The following is a 16,462-nucleotide window of genomic DNA, read 5'->3' as shown; positions in this document are numbered from 1 at the left end:
GTACGGACCGGACCGGCCGGTAGGCAGATCGCCCGGACTCGGGCAGGGTGGACGCCATGAAGTCGATCCCGCTCCCGGTGCGCGTGGCCGCCGGGCTCGCCGTCACCGCCGTCGAGCAAGCCCGCACCCTGCCCGCCAAACTCGCGGGCCTGCCGGTCACCGTGGTGAGTCAGGCGTTACAGGCCTCCATGCGGGTCCAGCAGCAGGTCACGGAACTGGCCATCCGCGGCGACGAGGTGCTCGCCGGCCTCCGCCCGGTCGAGGAGACCCCGGAGTGGGCCACCTTCGACGAGGACCTCGACGACGACACCGAACCGGCCCCACGTCCGGACACCGCCCAGCGCCAGTCCGCGTTCGACCAGGTCGTGGAGGACGTGGACGACGTGGACGACGTGCCGGACCGGCGCAACGGGTTCCGCGACCCGCTCGCGGACACCGACCCGTGGGCCGCGGAGGAACGCGCGCTGACCGAGGAGACCGAGAACCACGAGCCCGACCTCCCCACCGCGGTCGGCTACGACCAGCTGTCCCTGCCCCAGCTGCGCGCCCGCCTGCGCCGCTTCTCGATCGACGAGCTCACCGAGCTGCTCGCCCACGAACGCGCGCACGGCAACCGCCCGTCCTTCGTCGGCATGCTGACCCGCCGGATCGCGAACCTGCGCGACACCAGTGACTGAGCCGGCCACCACACCGGAGAACCCCTGGCCGGTTCGCACGGTCTCGCGCAAGATCGCCGACTGGATCAACCGGCTGGGCGACATCTGGGTCGAGGGCCAGGTCACCCAGATCTCGAACCGTCCGGGCACCGGCACCGCGTTCCTCACGCTGCGCGACCCGGCCGCCGACGTGTCGATGACCGTGACCTGCGCCACCGACCTGCTCCGGGTCCAACCGCTGCGCGACGGCACCCGCGTGGTCGTGCACGCGCGGCCCGCGTTCTTCATCGGCCGAGGCACGCTGTCCCTGCGCGCCGACGAGATCCGCGCGGTCGGGATCGGCGAGCTGCTGGCCCGCATCGAGCGGCTGCGCAAGCTCCTCGCCGCCGAGGGCATCTTCGACCCGAGACGCAAGCGGCGGCCACCGTTCCTGCCGCACACGGTCGGCCTGGTCACCGGCCGCGCGTCGGCCGCGGAGAAGGACGTGCTGACCAACGCGCGGGCGCGCTGGCCGGCGGTGCGGTTCCGGGTGGAGAACGTCGCCGTGCAGGGCGCGCTCGCCGTGCCGCAGATCGTCGACGCCCTCGGCGCGCTGGACCGCGACCCGAACGTGCAGGTGATCGTGATCGCCCGCGGCGGCGGCAGCGTCGAGGACCTGCTGCCGTTCTCCGACGAGACGCTGTGCCGCGCGGTCGCCGCCTGCCGCACGCCGGTGCTGTCCGCGATCGGGCATGAACAGGACACACCGCTGCTCGACCACGTCGCCGACGTGCGCTGCTCGACCCCGACCGACGCCGGCAAGCGGGTGGTGCCCGACATCGCCGAGGAGTTCGCGCGGGTCCGCCAGCTGCGGGACCGGGCGCGCCGGGCCCTCCACGGTTGGGTGGATCGGGAGCGGCGATTGCTCGACGCGCTGCGGACCCGGCCGGTGCTGAGTGATCCGTTGACGCCGCTGGCGCAGCGGAGCACGCAGGTCAGCGCGCTCGTGGATCGCTCGCGTCGCGCTGTGCGCGCGATGGTGTCCGGCGAGGAGGCGGCCCTGTCGCACACCCGGGCCCGCTTGACGACGTTGGGGCCAGCCGCCACGCTTGCCCGCGGATACGCGGTCGTGCAGCGCGTCGACACCGACGGCGACCCGCGGGTGCTCCGCTCGACCGACGAGGCGCCGGAGGGAACCCGCCTCCGGGTGCGCGTCGCGGACGGCGCGGTGCACGCGACGGTGTCCGCCCGCGAGCCGAGCGCGAGTGGAGGTAACGGTGGCCAGACTGGAGCGTGACCCGACCTTCCTGCCGTTGACCATCAGCGCCACGTCCGCGGTCGCGGCGGCCACGGCCCGCACCCCGACCCTACGCGCGCCGGCCGAGCGGGTCCGCGACCGGGCCCGCCGAGCCGACGCCGCCGCCGCGGAATGCTGGGCGGCGTTGTGCGCAGGCTGCGACGCCCCCGGCCGGCGCGCGCTGCCGAACCGCCTCCGCGAGCTCTCCGAGGCGACGTCCGACTACGCCGGCACGCGGTGGTGGTTCGGCCGGGGCTCACAGCACCGCGAACGGCTGTCGAGCGCGTTGGCGCGCATCGAGGAGGCGGTGGCCGAACGCGACGGCGCGGACTTCGCGGAGGCGTTCGTCGGCTACGACCAGGCGGTGGCTACGGTGCTGGTGAACTCGCACAGCCGATTGGAGACCCCCGCTCCGTGACCGACGACCTGGACGAGACCCTGGGCTACGAACAGGCCCGCGACGAGTTGGCCGAGGTGGTCACCAAACTGGAGGCGGGCGGCCTGTCCCTGGAGGACTCCCTGGCCCTGTGGGAACGCGGCGAGACCTTGGCCAAACTCTGCGACCGCCACCTGGCCGGCGCCCGCGAACGCATCGAGAACGCCCTGGCCGCCGCCGAGTCCGAAGGCGACCCCACGACGCGATGAAGGACGCCTTCGTCGCACTGAGCGCCACCAAGGACGCCTTCATCGCGTAGAGCCGTGAGTGCCACGGAGGTCTCCGTCGTCGCACCAGAGCGGAACCCGAACCGGCAAGTGCGATCGCAAACACCCGCCGCCACACGTGTCCGCCGCCGCAAGGGGGACCCCAAGATCCACACTAGCGCGTGAAACGTGGGGGGAGCGGGGGTGCGCGGTGCCTGTGGACAACTGGGCGCCACTCGCGCGCCTGGTCACCGGCCTGTGAACACCGGCTTGCGCTTGTCGACGAAGGCGTCCACGGCCTCCCGGTGGTCCGGCGACCGCCCGAGCGCGTTCTGCCCCGCGCCCTCGCACGCCAGCGCCGCCTCCAGGTCCGCACCCGCTCCCACCAGCAGCGTCTCCTTGATCTTGCCGTACCCCGTCGTCGGCCCCGTCGCCATCCGGCCGGCCAACTCCTGCGCCGCGCCCAGCGGGTCCTCCGCCACCGAGGTGACCATCCCGAGCGACAGCGCCTCCTCGGCCGTCACCGGTTTCGCCAGGAGCATCATCTCCATCGCCCGCCCGTAGCCGATCAGCCTCGGCAGGGTCCACGACGCCCCCGAGTCCGCGGTCAGCCCGATCGTCGCGAACGCCATCAGGAACTTCGCCGACGGCGCCGCCACCCGCAGGTCGCACGCGTACGCGAACGACGCGCCGGCCCCGGCCGCCATCCCGTTCACCGCGGCGATCACCGGCTTCGGCATCCCGGTCAGCGCGCGCACGATCGGGTTGTAGTGCTCCGCCACCGTCCGGAACGGCTCCGGGTCGTCCGAGCGCAGCGCGGCCACGTGCTCCTTGAGGTCCTGGCCGGCGCAGAACGCCTTGCCCGCCCCGGTCAGCACGACCGCGCGCACCGACGACGCCGCGCCGGCCTCGGTCAGCGCCGCCAGCAGGGCCTCCTTCAGCTCCACGGTCAGCGAGTTGAACGCCTCCGGCCGGTTCAGCGTCAGCGTGCGCACCCCGTCGCGGTCCTCGACAAGCAGAGCGGGCAAGGCTTCTACCTCCACATGGTCAGGCGCTCGATCGCGCGCGGGTACCTCTGGTCAGGCAGTCGTTGAGGAAGGCGTCCGCGGCCGGCGCCAGCCGCGCGGTCTCCCGGTCGAAGAACTCCGCCGCCACCGTGCCCGGCCAGTCCGCCGGCAGCAGCGACGCCGGCAGCCCCGGGTCGCGGAACAGGAACTTGCGCCACGCGTGCAGCAGCCGCTGGGACGCGGCGAACGCCAGCGCCGGCACCGTACCGTCCACAGCGGACACCCTGGGTGACCACTCGGTGACGAAAGCCGCGTAGTCGGCCCCCAGCGCCGACAGGTCCCACGCCCTGGCCGCGAGCTCGGTGTCGTCGCCGTCGTGCGCGCCGAGGAACACCCGCCCGGCCAGACCCTCGGCCGCCAGCGTCTCGGTCAGCGCGGCCGACGGCCGGGGCGCCACCCACGTCGTCGGGCCGAGCGGGCCGTAGCCGAGCAGCCGCAGCGACGAGTCGAGCCGCTCCCGCGCGGACCGGGTCGGCAGCTCCTCCAGCACCAGCACCTGCCAGCGACCGTCCCAAGTGGAGGGACCGGTGCGGTAGATCCTGGCCGCGGCCTCGTCGAGCCGTCGCTCCGCGCGGCTGGTCAGCGCGTATCCTGGACCGTCGGCGAGCCGGACCGGGCGCAGCCAGTCCTGACGCACCATTCTGGACACGGCCGTGCGGATCGCCGGCGGCTCGAAGCCGAGCGGCTCGAGCAGGCGCACCAGAGCCGCGATGGCGGCAGCGCCGCCACGCGCCCTGAGGTAGCTGCCGTACACGTCGAACAGCGCGGACCTGGCTCGCACGATTTTCGAGTCTGTCAGCCGGTACGTGCCCCGCGCCAGTGGGTTCCCGGCGCATAATTGCCGGTCATCGACACGCAGTTGATCGGTTCGATTTCACCGCCGAGATGGCATAGGGGAGAATGTCACCGTCTTCGTGCGGGTGGGCCCCGGGCGAAGAGGCAGGCTATGACGGAGGGAGCACGCTATGGCGGCCATGAAGCCCCGGACCGGTGACGGTCCCCTCGAGGTGACCAAGGAGGGTAGGGGCATCGTGATGCGCGTCCCGCTCGAGGGTGGTGGGCGCCTCGTGGTCGAGATGTCGGCGGAGGAGGCGAGCGCTCTCGGGGACGCGTTGAAGGCCACCACGGGCTGACCCCTGCCGTCCAGCTGTCCAGAGTGGAGGACATGTGCATACGTCGGTACCCGCACTACCGACGGCACTGCCCGACGTAGAGCTCCGCGCCACCGTCCGGCGGGGCGTACCGCTGGCCGTGGTGGCTCACAGCGGTGACCCCACGCCGGTGGTGCCGGGCCGGGAGACCGAGCTCAGCGGGGAGTGGATGGAGTCGGTCGCCCTCACCGGGCGGGCCGGCGAGGTCCAGCCGGGACCAGGCGGTTCGTCCGTGCGGTGGGTCGTCGGGGCCGGGGAGGGAGATCCCGGTCACTGGCGCACCGCCGGCGCGGCGCTGACCAGGGCGGTGCACGCCGCCCTCGCCCGCGACGCGGACGCCGGACGGGAGGTCGTCGCGCGCACGCTCGCGCTCGAACTGCCCGCCGGTCTCGGCGCGGACGAGGTCGGTGAGCTGGTGCTCGGGCTGCGTCTCGGCGGCTACGGCTACGTGGTCACCGGCGAGCCCGCACCACCACGGCTGCGCACGATCCAGCTGGTCACCGGTGCGGAGGAGGGTGTCCTGGCGGCGGCGGTGCGGCGGGCGAGTGTGCTGGCGAAGGCGACCGCGCTGGCCCGGGATCTCGCGAACACGCCGTCCAACGTCAAGGATCCGGCGTGGCTCGCGCGGATGGCCGAACGCACGGCGGGGCGCGCCCCCGGCGTGCGGGTGACCGTGCGCGACCACCGGTGGCTCGCCCAGCAGGGCTTCGGTGGCGTGCTCGCGGTCGGCGGCGGGTCGAGCCGGCCGCCGCGGTTCGTCGAGTTGGCGTTGGCCGGCCGGGACGGGGCGCCGCACGTCGTACTGGTCGGCAAGGGGATCACCTTCGACACCGGGGGCATCTCGATCAAGCCGGCGGACGGGATGCACCTGATGCGTACCGACATGTCCGGCGGCGCGGCGGTGATCGCCGCGATGGAGGCGCTGGCCGCGCTGGCACCGGACGTGCGGGTCACCGGGCTCGTGCCGTGTGCGGAGAACCACGTCTCCGGCTCGGCGTACCGGCCGGGTGACGTCGTGCGGCACTTCGGCGGACGGACCACCGAGGTCACCAACACCGACGCCGAGGGCCGGATGGTCATGGCCGACGCGCTGGCCTACGCCGTCACGCGGCTGTCGCCGGACCTGCTCGTCGACGTGGCCACCCTCACCGGCGCGATGAAGGTCTCCCTCGGCCTGCGCACCGGCGGCGCGTTCGCCAGCCGGGACGCGGTCTGGGACCGGGTCTCGGCGGCCGGGTCGCGGGCGGGTGAGCGCTGGTGGCGGATGCCGCTGGCGTCGGACCTCGACACCGTCGACGACCAGTTCGCCGACACCCTGCGCAGCGACCTCGCGGACGTCTCGCAGTGCCCCGACGGTCCCGGCGGGATCGCGGCCGCGATGTTCCTGCGGGAGTTCACCGACGGCCTGCCATGGGCGCACCTGGACATCGCCGGCCCGGCCAGGGCCGAGAGCACCTACGACGAGGTGACGGCCGGCGCCACGGGGTTCGCCGCGCGCACCCTGGTCGAGCTCGTCGCCGGGTACGAGCGGTGAGCGAACGCCCGGTCGAACAGGGCGAACTTGACCAGGAACACCGGGCCGCTCGCCGCGAGGTAGCTGGCCACGAGCATCACCGCGCGCCAGCCCTGGTCGGACACCAGGGGTAAGAAGGCCTGCTCGGCGACCGTGGTGAGGCCGATCGACGCCATCCCGCTGATCAGCGTGACGGTGAAGTACGTGGTCAGTTGGTGGCGCAACCGGCCGGGGTCGGTGTCGCGCCAGGCCCAGTACCGGACCATCAGGAAGTGCGGCACCGAGCCGGCCAGGAACGCGATGGTGCTCGCCGCCGCCGCGTCCTCGCTCCAGCCCACCCAGTACACGGTCAGCAGCACCACCTGGCTGATGCCGGTGGCGATCGCGGACGCCACCGTGAACCGCGCGAAGCGGATCCGGAGTCGGGACGTCGTCGATGTCTCAGCCACAACGCCAAGCTAGTCCTGGTTCGCTGAACGCGCTCTCAGGAATCACCCCGAGATCACCCGGAGTCCGCCCGGAAGAGATCAGGGCTGGATCGACCGGTAGACGTCCACCGTCCTGGTGGCCGCGCCGGCCCAGGAAAACTCGCGTTCCGCCCGCGCCCGGCCGGCCGTGCCCATCGCGCGCGCCCGCGCGGGGTCGGCGAGCAGCGTGTTCACCGCGTCCGCCAAGTTCACCCGGAAGGCTGACTCATCGGCCTCGTCGTAGTGCACCAGCAGCCCGGTCTCACCGTCCGCGACGACCTCCGGGATGCCGCCGACGTCCGACGCGACGACCGCCGTCCCGCACGCCATCGCCTCCAGGTTCACGATGCCCAGCGGCTCGTACACCGACGGGCAGACGAACACCGCCGCGTGGCTGAGCAGCTGCCGCACCTCGGCCGGTTGCAGCATCTTCTGGATCCAGACCACGCCCTGCCGCGCGGCCGCCAGCTCGGACACCGCCGCGCGGGTCTCCTCGGCGATCTCCGGCGTGTCCGGCGCGCCGGCGCACAGCACGAGCTGCGCCGACGGGTCGAACTGGTGCGCCGCCGCGACCAGGTGACCGACGCCCTTCTGCCGGGTGATCCGCCCCACGAACACCACGAACGGCCGGTCCGGGTCGACCCCGTAGTGCCGCAGCGCGTCGTCCTCGGTCACCGGGTGGTACGCGGCCGAGTCGATGCCGTTGCGCACCACGTGCACCCGCGCCGGGTCCAGGGCGGGGTAGCAGGACAGCACGTCGGCCCGCATGCCCTCGCTGACCGCGATGACCGCGTCCGCGGCCTCGTAGGCGGTCCGCTCCACCCAGGACGAGAGCCGGTACCCGCCGCCGAGCTGCTCGGCCTTCCACGGCCGGCGGGGCTCCAGCGAGTGCGCGGTGACCACGTGCGGCACCCCGTGCAGGAGCTTCGCCAGGTGCCCGGCGAGGTTGGCGTACCAGGTGTGCGAGTGCACCAGGTCCACGCCGTCGACCGCGGCCGCGATCGACAGGTCGACCGACAGCGTGCGCAGCGCCTGGTTGGCGTGCTCGAGCCCGGGCGCCGCCTCGTGCGAGTGCACCCCCTCCGCCGAGCGGGGCGCGCCGAACGCGTGCACGTCCACGTCCACCAGCTCGCGCAGCGCCGGCACCAGGTACTCGACGTGCACGCCGGCGCCGCCGTAGACCTCAGGCGGCCATTCTCGGGTCAACAGGCCGATACGCACGCCCGTCACGGTAGCCGGGAGCGACGGCGCGCGGTTAGGGTCGGCACGTGAAGGCCCAGCCACATGTGCTCGCGATCGTGCTCGCCGGTGGTGAGGGGAAGCGGCTCTGGCCGCTGACCGCCGACCGGGCCAAACCCGCCGTCCCGTTCGGGGGCAACTACCGGCTCATCGACTTCGTGCTGTCGAACCTGGTCAACGCCGGCTACCACCGGCTGTGCGTGCTGACCCAGTACAAGTCGCACTCGCTGGACCGGCACATCTCCACCACCTGGCGGCTGTCCAGCGTGCTCGGGCAGTACATCACCCCGGTGCCGGCCCAGCAGCGGCTCGGCCCCCGCTGGTACACCGGCAGCGCGGACGCCATCTTCCAGTCGCTGAACCTGGTGTACGACGAGAGCCCGGACCACATCGTGGTGTTCGGCGCCGACCACGTGTACCGGATGGACCCGTCGCAGATGGTGGCCCAGCACGTCGAGTCCGGCGCGGGCGTGACGGTCGCCGGGATCCGGGTGCCGCGCACCGAGGCCAAGGCGTTCGGCTGCATCGACTCCGACGCCGACGGGCGGATCACCCGGTTCCTGGAGAAGCCGGCGGAGCCGCCGCACGTGCCGGACGACCCGGACGTGACGTTCGCGTCGATGGGCAACTACGTCTTCCGCACCGAGGTGCTGCTCGACGCCCTGCGCGCGGACGCGGCGAACCCCGAGTCGATGCACGACATGGGCGGCGACATCATCCCGATGCTGGTCGCCGAGAGCGGCGCGATGGTCTACGACTTCGACGACAACGAGGTCCCCGGCGCCACCGAGCGCGACCGAGGGTACTGGCGCGACGTCGGGACGCTGGACGCCTACTACGAGTCGCACATCGATCTGGTGTCGGTGCACCCGGTGTTCAACCTCTACAACCAGCGCTGGCCGATTCGCACCGCGACGCCGCCGCTGCCGCCGGCGAAGTTCGTGAACACGGGGTCGGCGGTGGAGTCGATCGTCGGGCCGGGCTCGATCGTCTCCGGCTCGTCGGTGAAGGACTCGGTGATCAGCTCGGACGTGCAGGTCGCCGACGGCGCCGTGGTCGAGGGCAGTGTGCTGCTGCCCGGCGTGCGGGTGGGCCGGGGCGCGGTGGTGCGCCGGGCGATCCTGGACAAGAACGTGGCGGTGCTCGACGGCGCCCAGGTGGGGGTCGACCTGGCCGTCGACCGCGAGCGGTACACGGTCAGCCCGGGCGGGGTCGTGGTACTCGGCAAGGGAGAACGTGCCAAGTAGGTTCCCTTCCCGCCGTGGGCGCATACCGTTGACGTATGCAGCCGCAACCGCCGCCCGAGCAGGACCCGTACCGCGCCATGTGGCAGATGTCCCCGGTCTCCGACGCGCGGGCGGGCGGCCCGGCCGCGCGCCGGAGGAGCAGCCTGCGTCTCGGCGCCGGGATCATCGGCGGCGTGGTCACCCTGATGCCGTTCGCGCTGGTCACCACGGCCGTGTGGGGCTGGTGGCAGGGCGAGTCGTCGTGGAGCGGCGGTGGCTGGGCGATCCTGGTGATGGGCCTGGCCGCGGGGTTCGCCGTGGGGGCGTTCGTGGCCTCGGAGAGCAGCTGAGCGCCCTGAAGGTCACCTTCAGGGCACCTTGGCCGCGATCAGGAGGCCGTCGCCGAGCGGGAGCAGCACCGGGACCAGGCGGTCGTCGTCGCGGACGGCGCGGGCGACCTCGCGCAGGGCGACGGTCTCGGCGTCGCGGCGGGCCGGGTTGGCCACCCGCCCCGCCCACAGCACGCTGTCGAACGCGAGCACGCCGCCCGGGCGGAGCAGGCGCACGCCCTGCTCGTGGTAGGCCGGGTACTCCGCCTTGGCCCCGTCGACGTACAGCAGGTCGTAGCCCTCGTCGGTGAGTCTCGGCAGCACGTCCAGCGCCCGGCCCATGATCAAGCGCGCGCGGCCCGGCCCGAAGCCGGCGTCGGCGAACGTGCGCTTGGCGGCGCGCTGGTGCTCCGGCTCGACGTCGATCGAGGTCAGCACGCCGTCCGGGGCCATCCCACGCAGCAGGTACAGGCCGCTGACGCCGGATCCGGTGCCGATCTCGACCACCGCTCTTGCCCGCAGCGTGGTCGCGAGGAACCGCAGCGCCGCCCCGCCGCCGCAGGAGATCGGCGAGCACCCGAGCTCGACGCCCCTGGCCCGCGCGCCGGTCAGGGCGTCGTCCTCCGACAGGTAGCCCTCGACGTAGGCGTTGAGCGCGTCCGAGTCGATCGTCGGCGTATCGGATGCCACGACGTGTGAGATTAGCGTTGTCCGGGCGAAATCGGGTGCACGTACCGCCCGCCGGTTTCTCAGCCGCCTCTCAGCCGGCTCTCACTACCTTCATATCGGAGGCATCCAGAATCAGGTTTGACGGGGACGATCAGGCGGTACAGGTCAGTGCCTGGACCGGAACGGCAGGGGTGGGGAACACGATGAGCGCCACGGACGTTGTGCATGGCAGTGGGGCAGAGCGCCCCGAGGAGGTGGCAACCCGCCCGATGCAGACCCAGTCGACCGGCACCGCTGTTGCCGAGCCAGTTCAGCTCGACGAGGCCAACTGGACCCCGCCGTCGTGGGACGAGGTCGTGCGCGAGCACGCCGACCGGGTGTACCGGCTCGCCTACCGCCTGACCGGCAACGCGCACGACGCCGAGGACCTCACCCAGGAGACCTTCATCCGGGTGTTCCGTTCGCTGTCGAACTACAAGCCGGGCACCTTCGAGGGCTGGCTGCACCGCATCACCACCAACCTCTTCCTCGACATGGCCCGCCGCCGGTCCCGGCTGCGCATGGAGGGCCTGCCCGAGGACACCGACCGGCTCGCGGGCGACGACCCGAGCCCGGAGCAGGTCTATGTCGACACCCATCTCGACCCCGACCTGCAGGCCGCGCTGGACGAGCTGCCGCCCGAGTTCCGTGCCGCGGTCGTGCTGTGTGACGTGGAGGGACTCTCCTACGAGGAGATCGGCGCCACCCTCGGCGTGAAGTTGGGTACTGTCCGAAGCAGGATCCACCGTGGGCGGCAGGCGTTGCGCGCGTCGCTCGAGCGGCGCCGGGAACTGGTACGGGAGGGTAGGTCGTGACCGACGAGCGCGGTTGGGGTCTGTCCGAACAGCACCTTCTGCCGGACGTGGTGGTGGCGTTCGTCGACGGCGAACTGTCGGCCACCGCGCACGACCGGGCGTCGTCCCACATGGCGCGGTGCCCGCAGTGTCTGGCCGACATCGTGGCGCAGCGGCAGGCCGCGTCCGCGGTCCAGTCCGCCGACTCGCCGTCCGTGCCGGCCGGTCTGCTCGCCACCCTGCGCGCCATCCCCCAGCAGGTCGAAACCCCAGCCGCCCCCGACGGCCTGGCGATGACCGACGACGGCCAGCTGGTGGTGGTGCAGAAGCCGGAGCGCATGCCGACCCCTTTCGGGTCGAGCCCGCCGCTCGGCTCCTCCGCCAAGCTCGGTGAGGGCCAGGCGGTCCTCGGCCGGCGGCCCGGCCGCCGCACCGCACAGGGCGCCGGCGTGGTCGTGTCCGGCCTCGTGCTCGGCGCGCTGGCCCTGGTCACCACGAACAGCGACGAGCATCCGGCACCCGCGAGCCCGCAACCGGAGCGCCCGCGCGTGGCCGACCACATCCAGCAGGCCGGTTACGTGCTGCACACCACCGGCCGCTGAGCCGGTCCGAGAACTCGTTTCCAGACGACGCCTTTCCCGCGCGCGGCGCGAGGGAGGCGTCGTCCTCGTTTTCCCCGCTACGCCGACTTCACCGGTCATCAGGCAGGCTGAGCAGCGATGAACGACCAGCAGACCCCCGAGCCGTCGAACGACCGGCCGAGGCTGGGGCCACGTCCGCTGCACCGGCCCCAGGTCGACCCGTCCAGCGCGGCGGCGTTCGGCCGGCCCGACGGTGTCGAGGGCGCGTTCTCCCCGCCGCCGGGTGGAACGGCGGGCACGCGGGCCGCGTTCGACCAGCTCAGGACCGCGCCGCCGGCCCCCGAGTCGCTCGCGACCGCGTTCGGCCGGCCGGAGGGCACCACCGAGCTGCTCCAGCGCCCGCCCCGCGAGGAATCGCCGAACGGCGTCGACCCGTGGGACGACGAGGCCGCAGCCGACCCGTGGCGCGACCCGGGGACCGGGGCGGTGATCGGCCCGCCCGCGATCGGCGCCGAGAACGACGACCGGGACGGCGACCGGAAGGCCAAGCGCCCGGCCGGGGAGCAGCTCAGCCTGCCCGAGCTGCTGTTCGGGCGCCGGGTGAAGGTGACCGCGCTGCTCACGCTCGTGCTGGTGGCGGTGCTGCTCGGCGTGGCGGGCGGGGTGGCCGGCTACTACCTCGGCCGAGGCGGCGAGCGGCTGAACCAGGACGTCACGCTGGCGCAGGTGTCGCCAGGCAAGGAGCGCCCGGCCGGCTCGATCTCCGACATCGCGAAGCGGGTGCGCCCCGCGGTCGTGACGATCGAGGTGCGGTTCGGGCAGAACGCCGTGTCCGGCTCCGGCGCGGTGATCGACAGCAACGGCTACATCGTGACCAACGAGCACGTGGTGACGGCGGGTGGCACGGTCACCACCGGCCAGGAGATCACGGTCTTGTTCAACGAGGGCACCCGCGCGGAGGCCGAGCTGGTCGGCCGGGACGCGAAGACCGACCTGGCCGTGATCAAGGTCGACGTGCAGAACCCGACGGTGATCCAGCTGGGCCGTTCGTCCGACCTCGAGGTCGGCGACACGGTTCTCGCGGTCGGCTCCCCGCTGGGGCAGACCGACACGGTCACCGAGGGCATCGTCAGCGCGCTCAACCGCCCGGTCCTGGCCGGCGAGGAGGACGGCGAGCCGGCCGTCTACGACGCGATCCAGACCGACGCGGCGATCAACCAGGGCAACTCGGGTGGCCCCCTGGTCGACTCGGCCGGTGCGCTGGTCGGCATCAACTCCTCGATCCTCCCGGCGGGGAACAGCACCGGCAGCATCGGCCTCGGCTTCGCCATCCCGATCGACGACGCACGGGGCATCGTCGAGGCCCTGATCCGCGACGGCGAGGTGAGCCACGCCGACCTGGGCGTCAACGTGGCGTCGGTGTCGGCGGAGACCGCGGACGGCGCACGCGTGCAGAACGTCCGCGACGACGGTGCCGCCAAGAAGGCGGGTATCCGCCAGGGCGACGTGATCCGCAAGGTCGGGGACCGCGAGATCGCCGACGCGGCGGAACTGATCGTGGCGGTCCGCAAACACGAGGTCGGAGAGCGGGTACCGGTGGTGCTCGCGCGCAGCGGACGTGAGCTGACCGTTCAGGTGACCCTGCAGTCCGACTGATTGGCTACCCTGGTCCCGAGAAGGTACGCGCGGCGGAGGAAGGCCACAGTGTTCGACAGCATCGGCTGGGCCGAGATCCTCATCATCATCGTGGCCGGGTTGTTCATCCTCGGTCCGGAACGCCTGCCCGGCGCGGCGGCGTGGCTGGGCCGCAACGTCCGCAAGGTTCGCGAGTACGCGACCGGCGCCCGCGACCAACTCCGCAACGAAATGGGCGACGACTTCGACGAGCTCCGCAAGCCCCTCGAGGACCTGCAGCAACTCCGCAACTTCGACCCGAGGCGCGCGGTCACCCGCCACCTGTTCGACGACGTCGACTCCGGCAACGGCCACACCAAGCCCAACGGCCACACCCCGCCACCCCCGTCGACCCCCAAACGCGACACCCCACCCCAACCCACCGCCGGCGAAAAGTCCGCCCCCTTCGACCCCGACGCCACCTGACGCGGGTTTCGCTTCAGGACCCGTCGCCCGCGGTGATCGAGCCACGCGTCTCCCGTTCGGGGCTGGGTAAGCCCGAGGCCGCCGTGCGGTGGGTGCTCGACCCGGGCCTGTGGGGTTCTCGGTTTCCGTGCCGCGTCCTCGGATCCGCACTCGGGAGTCAGCGGTTCCCCAATGCACGCCATGCTGGTCAAACCAGTAGCCGACCCTAGTTGTCCACAACCATGCGGAGTTGTCCACAGGAATGGCTCCGCGTGATCCAGTTCGTCGGTGTTCGCCGGTAAGGTAAAGCCAGGGGTCCCCCTTGCGGCTGAGGGGGCGGTCTGACGTGGGTAATTTGCGATCGCAATGGACTGTCGGGATCCGTCGTGTCCGGCCGGAGCGGTGTGCCCGGAGCACCGGTCCCACCTCGTGGCCGGCCGGCGAGCCCGTACGTTCAGTCGCCCGTCGCCGCGGGGTCGCTCGGGGTCGAGGCGCGGGACGGCCGGCTCAGGCGGGGGAGACCGACAGCATTCGGCCCGACAGGCCGCGGGCACGAGTGGACAGCTTCGTCGCGATCTCGGTCAGGACCTCCGATGCCGGGGCGTCCGGCACCGACGTGACCAGCGGGGTGCCATGGTCACCGGCCTCGACCAGCCTCGGGTCCATCGGTACCCGGCCCAGCAGCGGCACCTCCGCGCCGACCGACCGCGACAGCGAGTCGGCCACGGTCTGGCCGCCGCCCGATCCCCACGGCTCCATCCGGGTGCCGTCCGGCAGTTCCAGCCACGACATGTTCTCGATCACGCCCGCCACGCGCTGCCGCGTCTGCAGGGCGATCGACCCGGCCCGCTCGGCGACTTCCGCCGCGGCCTGCTGCGGAGTCGTCACCACCAGGATCTCCGCGTTCGGGATCAGCTGCGCGACAGAGATCGCGATGTCACCGGTGCCCGGGGGCAGGTCCAGCAGGAGCACGTCGAGGTCGCCCCAGAACACGTCGGCCAGGAACTGCTGCAGCGCGCGGTGCAGCATCGGCCCGCGCCACACGACCGGGGTGTTGCCCTGGGTGAACATCGCCACCGAGATGGCCTTCACGCCGTTGGCCTCGGGCGGGAGGATCATCTTCTCCACCCGCGTCGGCCGGCCGTCGGCGCCGAGCATCCTGGGCACCGAGTGGCCGTAGATGTCCGCGTCGACCACGCCCACCGACAGGCCCCGCGCGGCCATCGCGACCGCCAGGTTGACCGTCACGCTGGACTTGCCGACACCGCCCTTGCCGGACGCCACGCAGTACACCCGAGTGAGTGACCCCGGTTCAGCGAACGGGATCTTCGGCTCCTCGGCGTCGCCGCGCAGTTTCCGACGGAGTTCGGTGCGCTGCTGGTCGCTCATCACGTCCATCTCGACAGTGACATGGCGCACACCCTCGACAGCCGAGACCGCTGTGGTCACATCTCGGTTGATCTTGTCGCGGAGCGGACAGCCCGACACCGTCAGGAAGATCTCCACGTGAACGGTGCCGTTCTCGCCGATGGTCACGTCCTTGACCATGCCGAGATCGGTGATGGGCTTGTGGATCTCGGGGTCCTGCACCGTGGCCAGCGCCGCACGCACGGCCTCGACGGCGGGAACCCGAGTTGGCTCGCTGGTCGTCACACCCTCATGCTACGGGCAATCCTCTACAGTCGGTCCGGTGACCGCGATCGTCGTCATGCGGGTGGACAGACGCATTCCGTAACATCACGATCGTGGCGGACCCAGCCGTGAACCGGTTGCCGAACAGCAGCGAACTCGAGGCCTGGCGTGCCTTCCTGCGCGCCCACGCGCGGCTGATCCGTGTCCTGGAGACCGAGCTCGTCGCCGAGCACCCGCTCTCCCTCGGCGGCTACGACGTGCTGGTCCAGCTCGCCGAGGCACCCGAACGCCGGCTTCGGATGGCCGAGCTCGCCGACGCCGTACTCCTGTCGCGATCGGGTGTCACTCGACTGGTCGACAGACTCGAGGTTGCCGGCATGGTCACCCGGGAACGGTTCACCGGCGACGGCCGGGGGATCGTCGCGGTGCTCACCACGAAGGGCGTGGACACGCTCCGTGACGCCGCGCGTACGCACCTGTCCGGCGTGGTCCGGCACTTCATCGACCACTTCGACGACAAGGAGCTGGCCGCCTTCGGCGAGCTGTGCGCCCGGCTGTCCGACTAGGGCCGACCAGGGCCGACTAGGGCGAATCCGCCCAGCGGGCGTCCTCGCGGATCGACTCCGGCGTCGGCCGCCGCTTCAGGTCCTTGCGGAGCTTCTCGAGCTCACCGCGCAGGTAGTCGCGGGTGGCGACCTCACCGACCGCCAACCGCAGCGCGGCGAGCTCGCGGGCGAGGAACTCGGTGTCCTCCTTGGTCTGCGCGGCCCGCGCCCGGTCCTCCTCGAGCGACACCCGGTCCCGGTTGTCCTGGCGGTTCTGCGCCAGCAGGATCAGCGGCGCCGCGTACGCCGCCTGGGTCGAGAACGCCAGGTTCAGCAGGATGAACGGGTACGGATCCCACCGAAGGGTGACCGCGAACAGGTTCAACGCGATCCAGGTGATCACGAGCAGTGTCTGCCAGAACAGGAACCTCCCGGTCCCCAGGAACCGGGCGAGCCGCTCGGACACCTGGCCGACCAGTTCCGGGTCGACCGACACCCGCAGCCGCAGCCGTCGGGTCGATCGCGGCTGGTCGAGCCGCCGGCGGGGTTCGGGCATC

Annotated in this window: 20 protein-coding genes; 13 read left to right on the top strand and 7 right to left on the bottom strand. The window is 72.2% G+C overall.

The window, feature by feature from the left end:
* The first annotated feature begins 56 nt into the window (after positions 1-56).
* Genes JT362_RS30635 through JT362_RS30620 form a run of 4 tightly spaced genes read left to right on the top strand, consistent with a single transcriptional unit; the run spans position 57 to position 2,577 of the window.
* Positions 57-677: a lipid droplet-associated protein gene (locus tag JT362_RS30635; protein ID WP_260195330.1), complete on the top strand. Its 621-nt coding sequence runs from the start codon at positions 57-59 to the stop codon at positions 675-677.
* The gene (xseA, locus tag JT362_RS30630; RefSeq protein ID WP_260195329.1) at positions 670-1,932 is read left to right on the top strand and encodes an exodeoxyribonuclease VII large subunit; all 1,263 of its coding nucleotides are present in this window, start codon (positions 670-672) and stop codon (positions 1,930-1,932) included. The genes JT362_RS30635 and xseA overlap by 8 nt, the downstream gene beginning before the upstream one ends.
* Entirely contained in the window at positions 1,913-2,350 is a 438-nt protein-coding gene (locus JT362_RS30625) for a sugar ABC transporter substrate-binding protein (protein WP_260195328.1), read from the top strand. Before xseA ends, JT362_RS30625 begins: the two co-directional genes overlap by 20 nt.
* The gene (locus tag JT362_RS30620; protein WP_260195327.1) at positions 2,347-2,577 is read left to right on the top strand and encodes an exodeoxyribonuclease VII small subunit; all 231 of its coding nucleotides are present in this window, start codon (positions 2,347-2,349) and stop codon (positions 2,575-2,577) included. Before JT362_RS30625 ends, JT362_RS30620 begins: the two co-directional genes overlap by 4 nt.
* A 245-nt stretch (positions 2,578-2,822) precedes the next feature.
* On the opposite strand, the gene JT362_RS30615 is transcribed toward JT362_RS30620, so the two are convergent.
* Both JT362_RS30615 and JT362_RS30610 read right to left on the bottom strand, forming a co-directional pair.
* Positions 2,823-3,602: an enoyl-CoA hydratase-related protein gene (locus JT362_RS30615; protein ID WP_260195326.1), complete on the bottom strand. Its 780-nt coding sequence runs from the start codon at positions 3,600-3,602 to the stop codon at positions 2,823-2,825.
* Between the two features lie 19 nt (positions 3,603-3,621).
* Positions 3,622-4,422: a PaaX family transcriptional regulator gene (locus tag JT362_RS30610; protein ID WP_260195325.1), complete on the bottom strand. Its 801-nt coding sequence runs from the start codon at positions 4,420-4,422 to the stop codon at positions 3,622-3,624.
* Between the two features lie 184 nt (positions 4,423-4,606).
* Between JT362_RS30610 and JT362_RS30605 the strand changes: the two genes are divergently transcribed.
* Together JT362_RS30605 and JT362_RS30600 are read left to right on the top strand one after the other, a co-directional pair.
* On the top strand, positions 4,607-4,774 hold the full coding sequence (locus JT362_RS30605) for a DUF3117 domain-containing protein (RefSeq protein ID WP_260195324.1): 168 nt from the start codon (positions 4,607-4,609) through the stop codon (positions 4,772-4,774).
* A 34-nt stretch (positions 4,775-4,808) separates the two neighbouring features.
* The gene (locus tag JT362_RS30600) at positions 4,809-6,326 is read left to right on the top strand and encodes a leucyl aminopeptidase family protein (protein WP_260195323.1); all 1,518 of its coding nucleotides are present in this window, start codon (positions 4,809-4,811) and stop codon (positions 6,324-6,326) included.
* Here the strand turns inward: JT362_RS30600 and JT362_RS30595 are convergent.
* Entirely contained in the window at positions 6,248-6,754 is a 507-nt protein-coding gene (locus JT362_RS30595) for a GtrA family protein (RefSeq protein WP_260195322.1), read from the bottom strand. The genes JT362_RS30600 and JT362_RS30595 overlap by 79 nt on opposite strands.
* Positions 6,755-6,832: 78 nt before the next feature.
* Complete coding sequence (glgA, locus tag JT362_RS30590; RefSeq protein WP_260195321.1) at positions 6,833-7,993, bottom strand: glycogen synthase; 1,161 nt, start codon at positions 7,991-7,993, stop codon at positions 6,833-6,835.
* Positions 7,994-8,040: 47 nt separating this feature from the next.
* On the opposite strand from glgA, the gene glgC reads away from it, so the two are divergent.
* The gene (gene glgC / locus JT362_RS30585) at positions 8,041-9,258 is read left to right on the top strand and encodes a glucose-1-phosphate adenylyltransferase (protein ID WP_260195320.1); all 1,218 of its coding nucleotides are present in this window, start codon (positions 8,041-8,043) and stop codon (positions 9,256-9,258) included.
* Between the two features lie 35 nt (positions 9,259-9,293).
* Complete coding sequence (locus JT362_RS30580) at positions 9,294-9,587, top strand: hypothetical protein (protein WP_260195319.1); 294 nt, start codon at positions 9,294-9,296, stop codon at positions 9,585-9,587.
* Between the two features lie 18 nt (positions 9,588-9,605).
* Here JT362_RS30580 and JT362_RS30575 read toward each other — a convergent pair whose 3' ends face one another.
* Entirely contained in the window at positions 9,606-10,256 is a 651-nt protein-coding gene (locus tag JT362_RS30575; RefSeq protein ID WP_260195318.1) for an O-methyltransferase, read from the bottom strand.
* Positions 10,257-10,438: 182 nt separating this feature from the next.
* Between JT362_RS30575 and sigE the strand changes: the two genes are divergently transcribed.
* The 4 genes from sigE (at position 10,439) to tatB (ending at position 13,749) form a co-directional block, all read left to right on the top strand.
* Complete coding sequence (gene sigE, locus JT362_RS30570; protein WP_260195317.1) at positions 10,439-11,089, top strand: RNA polymerase sigma factor SigE; 651 nt, start codon at positions 10,439-10,441, stop codon at positions 11,087-11,089.
* On the top strand, positions 11,086-11,670 hold the full coding sequence (locus tag JT362_RS30565; RefSeq protein ID WP_260195316.1) for an anti-sigma factor family protein: 585 nt from the start codon (positions 11,086-11,088) through the stop codon (positions 11,668-11,670). Before sigE ends, JT362_RS30565 begins: the two co-directional genes overlap by 4 nt.
* A gap of 117 nt (positions 11,671-11,787) precedes the next feature.
* Positions 11,788-13,305 carry a S1C family serine protease gene (locus JT362_RS30560; RefSeq protein WP_260195315.1) on the top strand — a complete coding sequence of 506 codons (1,518 nt, stop codon included), beginning with the start codon at positions 11,788-11,790 and terminating at the stop codon, positions 13,303-13,305.
* A gap of 48 nt (positions 13,306-13,353) precedes the next feature.
* Positions 13,354-13,749: a Sec-independent protein translocase protein TatB gene (tatB, locus tag JT362_RS30555; protein ID WP_260195314.1), complete on the top strand. Its 396-nt coding sequence runs from the start codon at positions 13,354-13,356 to the stop codon at positions 13,747-13,749.
* Between the two features lie 486 nt (positions 13,750-14,235).
* Here the strand turns inward: tatB and JT362_RS30550 are convergent, their stop codons facing one another.
* Positions 14,236-15,381, bottom strand: coding sequence for an Mrp/NBP35 family ATP-binding protein (locus tag JT362_RS30550; RefSeq protein WP_260195313.1), 1,146 nt, complete (start codon positions 15,379-15,381; stop codon positions 14,236-14,238).
* Between the two features lie 92 nt (positions 15,382-15,473).
* Between JT362_RS30550 and JT362_RS30545 the strand changes: the two genes are divergently transcribed.
* Positions 15,474-15,926, top strand: coding sequence for a MarR family winged helix-turn-helix transcriptional regulator (locus tag JT362_RS30545; protein ID WP_260195312.1), 453 nt, complete (start codon positions 15,474-15,476; stop codon positions 15,924-15,926).
* Positions 15,927-15,942: 16 nt separating this feature from the next.
* Here the strand turns inward: JT362_RS30545 and JT362_RS30540 are convergent, their stop codons facing one another.
* Positions 15,943-16,461, bottom strand: coding sequence for a DUF1003 domain-containing protein (locus JT362_RS30540; RefSeq protein ID WP_260195311.1), 519 nt, complete (start codon positions 16,459-16,461; stop codon positions 15,943-15,945).
* Between the last annotated feature and the right edge of the window lies 1 nt (position 16,462).

Source organism: Actinophytocola gossypii, assembly GCF_025165815.1.
Taxonomy (GTDB): Bacteria; Actinomycetota; Actinomycetes; order Mycobacteriales; family Pseudonocardiaceae; genus Actinophytocola; species Actinophytocola gossypii.
Note: the sequence above shows the minus strand (reverse complement) of the source record. Positions and strands in the feature narration are given on the sequence as shown.

Bases quoted from the DNA above. Each gene is read 5' to 3' on its own strand.
- sigE (WP_260195317.1), top strand. From the start codon at position 10,439: ATGAGCGCCACGGACGTTGTGCATGGCAGTGGGGCAGAGCGCCCCGAG.
- JT362_RS30605 (WP_260195324.1), top strand. From the start codon at position 4,607: ATGGCGGCCATGAAGCCCCGGACCGGTGACGGTCCCCTCGAGGTGACC.
- JT362_RS30635 (WP_260195330.1), top strand. From the start codon at position 57: ATGAAGTCGATCCCGCTCCCGGTGCGCGTGGCCGCCGGGCTCGCCGTC.
- JT362_RS30580 (WP_260195319.1), top strand. From the start codon at position 9,294: ATGCAGCCGCAACCGCCGCCCGAGCAGGACCCGTACCGCGCCATGTGG.
- JT362_RS30540 (WP_260195311.1), bottom strand. From the start codon at position 16,461: ATGCCCGAACCCCGCCGGCGGCTCGACCAGCCGCGATCGACCCGACGG.
- JT362_RS30560 (WP_260195315.1), top strand. From the start codon at position 11,788: ATGAACGACCAGCAGACCCCCGAGCCGTCGAACGACCGGCCGAGGCTG.